Origin of the sequence: Rhodobacter viridis (assembly GCF_003217355.1) — a bacterium.
GTDB classification, from domain to species: Bacteria; Pseudomonadota; Alphaproteobacteria; order Rhodobacterales; family Rhodobacteraceae; genus Rhodobacter; species Rhodobacter viridis.
Window position 1 is genome coordinate 1 of sequence record NZ_QJTK01000034.1, and the last position, 7,930, is coordinate 7,930.

Consider the following 7,930-nt stretch of genomic DNA (forward strand, 5'->3'; position numbering starts at 1 on the left):
AACACCGGAACATCGAGGATCAGGTCCCGCACCGTGCCGCCGCCGATTCCCGTCAAGGTGCCGAGAAAGGTGAAGCCCAGAATGTCGAGCTGCCGGCGCGAGGCCGTCAGCGCCCCGGTCGCGGTGAAAGGCGCAACCCCCAGATAGTCGAGAATCGTGACGTATGAGGTCATGGTCAGTCCCCTGAATCGATGCGATTCCGCAGGCAATGATCCAAATTGTGACACGCAACTATTTTTCAAAGCAATCATATTCTCCTGGCAAGGGCCTGCGGGAAAGCGTTTCAACAGGGGCTTGGCTTTCGGCATCGCCGCAGGGAAGCTTCGTGAGCCGTCGGGCCTTCCCGCGCGGCGCTGACGCGGCCCAAAGAGGCGCCTCGGCGCCGCTGTCCCTGCTGATCCGGCCAGCCTTGATGCAGGTCAACGCCCGCAAGGCGGCTTGGGCTCAGGCTGATCACCGGCACGAAAGCGGCCGACGGGGGAGCGATGCAGACCGAAGAGGTGATCCGCACCGCCGGGCTGAGCAAGATCTATCGGAGCGGCCCGGTTGAGGTGCAAGCATTGCGCGGCGTCGATTTCTCCGCGCGATCGGGCGAGTTCATCGTCATCCTCGGCCCCTCCGGGTCGGGGAAATCGACCTTTCTGAACATTCTGGGCGGGCTCGACAGCCCCAGTTCCGGGCAGATCCGGTTTCGCGACCATGACCTGACCGCACTCGATGAAGCCGGGCTGACCCGCTACCGACGCGACCATGTGGGCTTCGTGTTTCAGTTCTACAACCTGATGCCCAGCCTGACCGCGCTCGAAAACGTCGCCTTGGTGACGGAAATCGCCCGCGCGCCGATGCCCCCCGCCGAGGCGCTGGAGCTGGTCGGGCTCGGGCCGCGGCGCGATCATTTTCCGGCACAGCTGTCGGGCGGCGAGCAGCAACGCGTGGCGATTGCGCGCGCGATTGCGAAACGGCCCGACCTGCTTTTGTGCGACGAACCCACCGGCGCGCTCGACAGCACGACCGGCGTTCTGGTGCTCGAGGCGCTGAGTGCGGTCAACCGCGCCACCGGCGCCACAACGCTCGTCATCACCCACAATGCGGCGATCCGCGAGATCGCCGACCGCTTCGTGCGTTTCGCCGATGGCCGCATCGTCGAAGAACAGGCGAACGCCCAGCGCAAGCGCCCCTCGGAGGTCTCATGGTGATTTCGGCGCTGCATCGCAAGCTGGGGCGCGATCTGCGCAGGCTTTGGGCGCAGGCGCTGGCGATTGCGCTGGTGCTGGCGTCCGGGGTGGCGACGCTGGTTCTGGGCCAGGGCGCGGTGGCCTCGCTGTCGGACACGCGGGCGCAGTATTACGCGCAAAACCGCTTTGCAGATGTCTTTGCCGAGGTGACGCGGGCGCCGCGCGCGATTTTGGGCGAGATCGAGGCGATCGAGGGCGTGCTCGCGGCCGAGGCGCGGATCGTGCGCCTTGGCCGCCCAGATCTGCCCGAGATGGCGGAGCCGGGGGCGCTTCTGGTCGTCTCGCTGCCCGGCGAGGGGCGGCCCGGTGGCGGGCTGAACCTCTTGCATCTGCGGCAAGGGCGGCTGCCCGATCCGCTGGCGGAGCACGAGGTTGCTATCTCGGCCGACTTCGCCGCCGCGCATCGGCTGCGCCCGGGCACCAGCTTTGATGTTGTGCTGAACGGGCGGCGGCATGCGGTCACGGTCACCGGCATCGCGCTCTCGCCCGAATTCATCTATGCGCTCGCCCCGGGCGAGATGATGCCCGATCCGGCCCGTTTCGGCATCCTCTGGATGCCGCGGGCGCCGCTGGAAGCGGCCTTCGACATGAAGGGCGCGTTTTCCAGCGTGGCGGTGCGGCTGGCGCCCGGGGCGGCGCAGACGCGTGTGATCGCGGCGCTGGACCGGATCCTGGCACCATATGGCGGCACTGGGGCGACGGGGCGGGAAGATCAGACCTCGCATGCCTTTCTGGATGCCGAGCTGCAGCAGTTGCGCGCGATGGTGCAGGTGCTGCCACCGATCTTCCTTCTGGTGGCGGCGATGCTGGTGCACACGGTGCTGTCGCGGCTGATCGCGCTCGAACGCGAGCAGATCGGCCTGCTCAAGGCGCTGGGCTATGGTCGGCGCGAGATTGCGGCCCATTACCTTGGCTTCGTCGCAGTGATCGCGCTGATCGGCATTGCGCTCGGCTTTGCCGCGGGGGCCTGGCTGGGGGCGGGGCTGGCACGGCTTTACGCGCAGTTCTTTTCCTTCCCCTTCCTCGTCTTCAGCCGCGATCCGCAGGTTTATGCGCTGGCCGGGCTGATCACGCTGGCGGCGGCGCTGGGCGGGGCGGTGAAGGCGGTGCGCTCGGTGATTGCGCTGCCGCCCGCGGTGGCGATGGCGCCCCCTGCCCCGCCGGTCTATCGTCGGCTGAGCGGCTGGGGCGCGGGGCCCCCGCTTCGGCAAAGCAGCCGCATGGTCTGGCGGCATCTGGCGCATTGGCCCGGGCGCACGGCGGGAAGCTGTCTGGGCGTGGTGATGGCGGTGGCGATCCTTGTCGCGGCCTTCTGGTCCGAAGGCTCGATCGCGGCGATGATTTCGGCCACCTTCCAGCGCGCCGAGCGTCAGGATGCGCAGCTGAGCTTTGTCGCCGACGCCGCCCCCGCCGCACTGCACGCCGCCCGCGCGCTGCCCGGGGTGCTGGTGGCCGAGCCCTTCCGCGCAGCCCCGGTGCGGATCAGCAACGGCCCGCGCGCGAAGCGTCTGGCGATCACCGGGCGTCCGGCCACGGCGCAACTCTCGCGCGTGCTGGCCCCCGATCTGCGCCCGATGCCGATGCCCGAGGACGGTTTGATCCTGAGCGAGGCGCTGGCCGAAGCGCTGGCGCTGCGGCCGGGCGATCTGGCGACGGTGGACTTCCTCGACGGTCGGCGCCTGACCCGACAGATCCGGGTTTCGGGGATCTCGCTGGGCTATGTCGGGCTCGGCGCCGCGATGGAGATTGGCGCGCTCGACCGCGCCATGGGCGACGGGCCAAGGCTGAGCGGGGTCGATCTGGCGCTGGATCCGGCACAGATGCCCGCCTTTTTCACCGCGGTGAAGGCCACGCCGGAACTGGGGGCGCTCAGTCTCAAGGCCCGCACGCTGACGCGGTTTCGCGCCACGCTGGCGCAAAACATCACGGTGATGACCTCGGTGTTCGCGACGCTCGCCGGGATCATCGCCGTGGGTGTCGTCTATAATTTCGCCCGGATCGCGCTTTCCGAACAGGGGCGCGAACTGGCCAGCCTGCGGGTTCTGGGCTTCACCCGTGCCGAGGTGGCCGGGGTGCTGTTTGCCGAACTGGCCGTCGTCGTGGCCTGCGCACAACCCTTGGGCTGGCTGATCGGGCATGGCATCGGACGGGCGATGGCGGCGGCCTTTTCGTCGGATCTGTACCGCGTGCCCTTCGTCATGGGGCGCGAGGTTTACGCGACCGCCAGCCTGATCGTCTGCGGCGCGGCGTTCCTGTCGGCCCTGGCGATCCGGGGGCGGCTCAACCGGCTCGACCTGATCGGCGTACTGAAAACGCGGGAGTGAACGATGCGACGCTTTTTCTTTCCGGGACTGATCACGCTCGCCCTTGTCGCGGCGTTGGTCTGGGCCTTTGCGCCGCGCCCGCAAGAGGTCGAGGTGGCCAAAGTGGCCCGGCAGGCGCTGGCGGTGACGCTGGAGGAAGAGGGCGAAGCCCGCATCCGCGAGGTTTTCACCGTCTCGGCGCCGATCACCGGCAAGCTTGAACGGATCGCGCTGCATCCGGGCGACACGGTCCGCGCGGACGAGACATTGGTGGCGCGGATCGGCCCGGCGGCCCCGGCGCTGCTGGATGCCCGCGCCCGCGCCGTGGCCGAGGCGGCGCTGGCCGCGGCCGAAGCAGCCGTCGACCTGGCCCGGGCGCAGCACATGCAGGCCGAGGCCGAGCGCGATTTCGCGGTGACGGAAGCCGCACGGACGCAAAAGCTGACCACGCGCGGGGCCGCTTCGCAACAGGCGCTCGACACGGCTGAACTGGCCCGCAACAGCGCCGAAGCCGCGGTGCGCTCGGCCGCCGCCAGCCTTGCGGTGCGCGAACGCGAACGCGACAGCGCGGCCGCGGTTCTGGCGATGGATGCCGACGGCGGCCCGCCCGGCTGCTGCCGCGCCGTCGTCACGCCGGTCTCGGGGCGGGTGCTGCGGGTGCTGAGCGAAAGCGAACAGGTGGTGGCCGCGGGCACGCCCTTGCTCGAAATCGGCGATCCAGCGGATCTGGAAATCACCGCCCGGCTGCTGTCGCGCGATGCGGTGGACATTGTTCCCGGCGCGCAGGCCGAGATTGCCGGCTGGGGCGGCCCGGTGCTGGCCGCGCGTGTCATGCGGATCGATCCCGCCGCCGAAACCCGGGTGTCGGCGCTCGGCATCGAGGAACAGCGGGTCGAGGTTATCCTCACGCTTGTCAGCCCCGCGACCGCCTACCGCGCGCTCGGCCACGGCTTTCGCGTGATCGTTCGGATCACGCTCTGGCAAGCGCCCGACGTGCTGACGGTGCCGGTGGCCGCGCTGTTTCGTGACGGGCCAGACTGGGCGGTTTTCGTGGTGAAAGACGGGCGCGCGGTGGTTCGCCGGATCGGGCTCGGGCGGCGCAATGCGGAGTTCGCGCAGGTTCTTGAGGGGCTGGGCGAAGGCGAGCAGGTCGTCCTGCATCCCGCCGACACCTTGACCGAAACAAGTCGGGTGTCCGCGATCCCGACCCAATGACCGTTGTCGCATCGGCGCCACCGGAGCCCGCCTGCCGGGAGGCTGGGAGCACAGCACCGACCACTGGAACCGCGGCGGCCATCGTGTCTGGCCCCGAGTGTTCGCTCGACCGCACATCATCATGCTGGGTTGAGCGACTGCCGACTCCGCCGATGAGGCCTCCAAGCCTTTTCCAGTTCGCTTCCTCAAGCGGCGCGGTCAAGGGCATCGACTCGAGGGGCTGTGACAGGGTCTCCCAACCGTCAACCTTGCGCATCTGGATCTGTCCCGCCGCGAGCATGGCCCAAAGCAGCATCGGCACGGTTTGCGCACAGGGCAGCACGGTCTGGGTCTGGATGCCGCGGCGGAATTCCTCGTTCAGCCGCTCAATCGCATTGGTTGTGCCTGCCTATTTCCATTGCGACGGGTCGAACCGGGCGAAGGTGAAGAGGCATTCGCCCGGTTCTTCGAGGCGCTCGTACACCGCCCGGCATTTGAGCCGCCATTTTCGCACGAACGTCTTGCGGCACGTTTCGATCTCGGCGGCGCTGCCAGCTTAGACCATGTCACGACAATCCTTGGTCAACTCGTCGTGGAGGTGCTTGGGGGCATGTGCCAGCAGCTTGCTATGCTTGTGGACCGTGCAGCGCTGGATGGCCAACTCCTCGCCCCATAGCGCCATCAACGATGGAGAATTCGGGCCGTTTCAAGGGGCGTGAGCTGACCGATTACAGCCAGCTGATGCTCTGACATTACAAAGCCGCCAGCGAGGCCCCGTCGCAAGGCAAGGCGGCCTGACCTCGCGCCCCTGATCGCCGCCTCCGGGGCGGCGATCCCACCCCACGCGACAAGCGGATATCGTATTTTGAGCCGGGCTCCGGGATCGGGGTGCCAGCCAAAAGCCGGGCGCGCTTGCCTTCTGCCTTCCGATGCGCCGCGTTGCCCATGCATCCCGGTTCCAGTGCCTTTCTCACGCTCCCCCACACATTTGACCGCCGCCGCGCGCATCTCAGTGCCTCGCGTGCGAGGAGCACGCCAGTCGCGCTCATTTCCATTCCATTTTGAGCACCGCAGGCAGGCCGATACGTCGTCCGGTCCGCAGGCACAGCACCGCCGTCGTCCCGTATGAGGGCTGTGGGGCGGCATCCGCGCGGTGACAGCCCGCGGCACTGGTCTCGAACCGACCGTAGCCGGTTCGCGCTCCCCAACTCCATCACATCCTGAGCGCCGCAGGCGGTCCGGCATGCCGTCGGGTCCGCAGGAGCATCATTGCCATCGCCCCGCATGAGAGCTGGGCGCGGTATCCGCGACCCGCGGGGGTAATCCCCCCCGAAAGTAAGGGCTGCCTAAGTAGAATTTTCTCGCCAAGATGACCGAGGAGATTCTGACTGAAGACAAGTAGATACACTGAGGCTCAGATCCTTGCGATCCTGCGGCAGGCCGAAGGCGGGATGCCGGTGGCGGAGCTGTGCCGGGCGCATGGCATGAGCAGCGCGTCGTTTTACAAATGGCGGGCGAAGTATGGCGGCATGGATGCATCCCTCATCAGCCAGATGAAGGCGATGGAAGAGTGAGGCCACGAACGCCACTGGTTCGAGAGAGTGGCCGAACAACCGTCGGCTGAAGCGGATGTATGCAGACCTGAGCATGCAGGCCGATCTGCTAAAGGAGGCCTTGGGAAAAAAATGACGCGGCCATCTTGACGCCGCGAGATGGCCGAGAAAGCGGTGGCGCGCCACCAGGTCAGCATTGCGCTGGCCTGCCGGGCCTTCGGGTCGAGCCGAGACCTGCTATCGGTATGGCCCGAAGTTAAAGGCCGAGAACGAAGAGATCGCCGATCTTCTGATGGGCCTGGCAGATGCCCGCAAGACCTGGGGGTTTGGCCTCTGTTTCCTGCATTTGCGCAACGTCAAAGGCCATCCTTGGAACCACAAGCGCGTCTATCGCATCTATTGCGCGCTGGAGCTGAACCTGCGGATCAAGCCCCGCAAGCGGCTGAAGCGCGAGAAGCCCGATGCTTTGGCGGTGCCGGATGCGCCCAATATGACTTGGTCGATGGACTTTATGGCCGACCGCCTCGGAGATGGCCGCCAGTTTCGGCTGCTGAACGTGCTTGACGACTTCAACCGCGAAGGCTTGGGCATCGAGGTCGACTTTTCCTTGCCCGCCGAACGTGTGATCCGGAGCCTGGACAGGATCATCGAGTGGCGCGGGAAGCCTGGCACCATAAGGGTCGATAACGGCCCGGAATACATCAGTGGCAAACTGATGGAATGGGCTGAGAAACAAGGGGTTACCATTCAGCACATCCAGCCAGGCCAGCCCCAGTGAGACACGCCTACATCGAACGTTACAACCGCACCGTTCGGCATGAATGGCTGGATCAATACATCATCGAAACCATCGAGGAGGCCCAAGACTTCGCCACGCAATGGCTATGGACTTACAACAACGACCGCCCGAACATGGGCATCGGCGGCATCACACCCGCACAGAAGCTGAAAATGGCCGCGTGAATTCTACGAACGCATCCCGTTAGAAATGGGGGGATTACCCAAGGAATACACGGCGGAGCGCAACCGGCTGGCGGCGGCGGCAAACGCCGGTCGCGGCGACCTCAAGAAAGAGCTGCGCACAATCAAGACGGCGCAGGACAAACTGGTCGAGGCGATCATCGCGGGGGTTCCTGCGGATCAGGTGAAGGAGAAGCTGGCCGAGCTCGACGCCCGGCGGCGCGAGGTCGAGACGGAGCTGGCCGCGATGGCGGGTCCGGATCCGGTGCGGTTTCACCCATCAATGGCCGGGACCTATCGGGACCGGGTTGGCGCGCTGATCCGAGGGCTTGGCGATGCGACGCAGATGGACCTGGCGAAGGAAGCGCTGCGCGGGCTGATCGAGGCGATCATCCTCACGCCTGAGCCGGACGGGCCCGGGCTTGTGGTGGACCTGCAAGGCGCGCTTGCGGGCCTTTTGCATCTGGCTTTGGGGATGTCCGGAGAGGTTGGTCGGAACGCGCAAATGCGTCAGATGAGGTGGTCCCCGTTTTCCGGACAGATTTGCGGCGTTGCTAAGCTTGCCCGTTGATCAAGCCGCCGCCTTCAGGTCTTGGCCCTGATGGGCCTCAACCGGTGTCCTTCCGCCAAGCGCCGAATGGGGGCGCTGCGTGTTGTAGAAGTCGATCCATTTGCCGATGCCTGC

Annotated in this window: 6 protein-coding genes and 2 pseudogenes; 5 read left to right on the top strand and 3 right to left on the bottom strand. The window is 66.6% G+C overall.

Features of this window, described 5'->3' with window-relative positions; all coding sequences use genetic code 11:
- A partial coding sequence (locus tag C8J30_RS19325) for a TRIC cation channel family protein (protein ID WP_342767559.1) occupies positions 1 to 308 on the bottom strand: 308 nt, incomplete at its 3' end.
- 177 nt (positions 309 to 485) lie between these two features.
- On the opposite strand from C8J30_RS19325, the gene C8J30_RS17910 reads away from it, so the two are divergent.
- Genes C8J30_RS17910 through C8J30_RS17920 form a run of 3 tightly spaced genes read left to right on the top strand, consistent with a single transcriptional unit; the run spans position 486 to position 4,753 of the window.
- Positions 486 to 1,196 carry an ABC transporter ATP-binding protein gene (locus tag C8J30_RS17910; RefSeq protein WP_110807448.1) on the top strand — a complete coding sequence of 237 codons (711 nt, stop codon included), beginning with the start codon at positions 486 to 488 and terminating at the stop codon, positions 1,194 to 1,196.
- Entirely contained in the window at positions 1,190 to 3,559 is a 2,370-nt protein-coding gene (locus C8J30_RS17915; RefSeq protein ID WP_220033835.1) for an ABC transporter permease, read from the top strand. Before C8J30_RS17910 ends, C8J30_RS17915 begins: the two co-directional genes overlap by 7 nt.
- 3 nt (positions 3,560 to 3,562) lie before the next feature.
- On the top strand, positions 3,563 to 4,753 hold the full coding sequence (locus C8J30_RS17920) for an efflux RND transporter periplasmic adaptor subunit (RefSeq protein WP_220033836.1): 1,191 nt from the start codon (positions 3,563 to 3,565) through the stop codon (positions 4,751 to 4,753).
- Between the two features lie 199 nt (positions 4,754 to 4,952).
- On the opposite strand, the pseudogene C8J30_RS17925 reads toward C8J30_RS17920, so the two are convergent.
- A pseudogene (locus C8J30_RS17925) lies at positions 4,953 to 5,420 on the bottom strand (transposase); the annotation flags it as partial.
- 700 nt (positions 5,421 to 6,120) lie between these two features.
- On the opposite strand from C8J30_RS17925, the pseudogene C8J30_RS17930 reads away from it, so the two are divergent.
- Positions 6,121 to 7,248: pseudogene (locus tag C8J30_RS17930) on the top strand (IS3 family transposase).
- Positions 7,249 to 7,273: 25 nt separating this feature from the next.
- Positions 7,274 to 7,816, top strand: a complete 543-nt coding sequence (locus tag C8J30_RS17935) for a hypothetical protein (protein WP_110807449.1) — start codon at positions 7,274 to 7,276, stop codon at positions 7,814 to 7,816.
- Here the strand turns inward: C8J30_RS17935 and C8J30_RS17940 are convergent.
- Positions 7,817 to 7,930 (bottom strand): integrase core domain-containing protein (locus C8J30_RS17940; RefSeq protein ID WP_146227878.1); only part of this gene is annotated, 114 nt, incomplete at its 5' end. It lies immediately after the preceding gene.

Excerpts from the sequence above, each read along its gene's own strand:
- C8J30_RS17910 (WP_110807448.1), top strand. The coding sequence starts at position 486 with ATGCAGACCGAAGAGGTGATCCGCACCGCCGGGCTGAGCAAGATCTAT.
- C8J30_RS17915 (WP_220033835.1), top strand. The coding sequence starts at position 1,190 with ATGGTGATTTCGGCGCTGCATCGCAAGCTGGGGCGCGATCTGCGCAGG.
- C8J30_RS17920 (WP_220033836.1), top strand. The coding sequence starts at position 3,563 with ATGCGACGCTTTTTCTTTCCGGGACTGATCACGCTCGCCCTTGTCGCG.
- C8J30_RS17935 (WP_110807449.1), top strand. The coding sequence starts at position 7,274 with ATGGGGGGATTACCCAAGGAATACACGGCGGAGCGCAACCGGCTGGCG.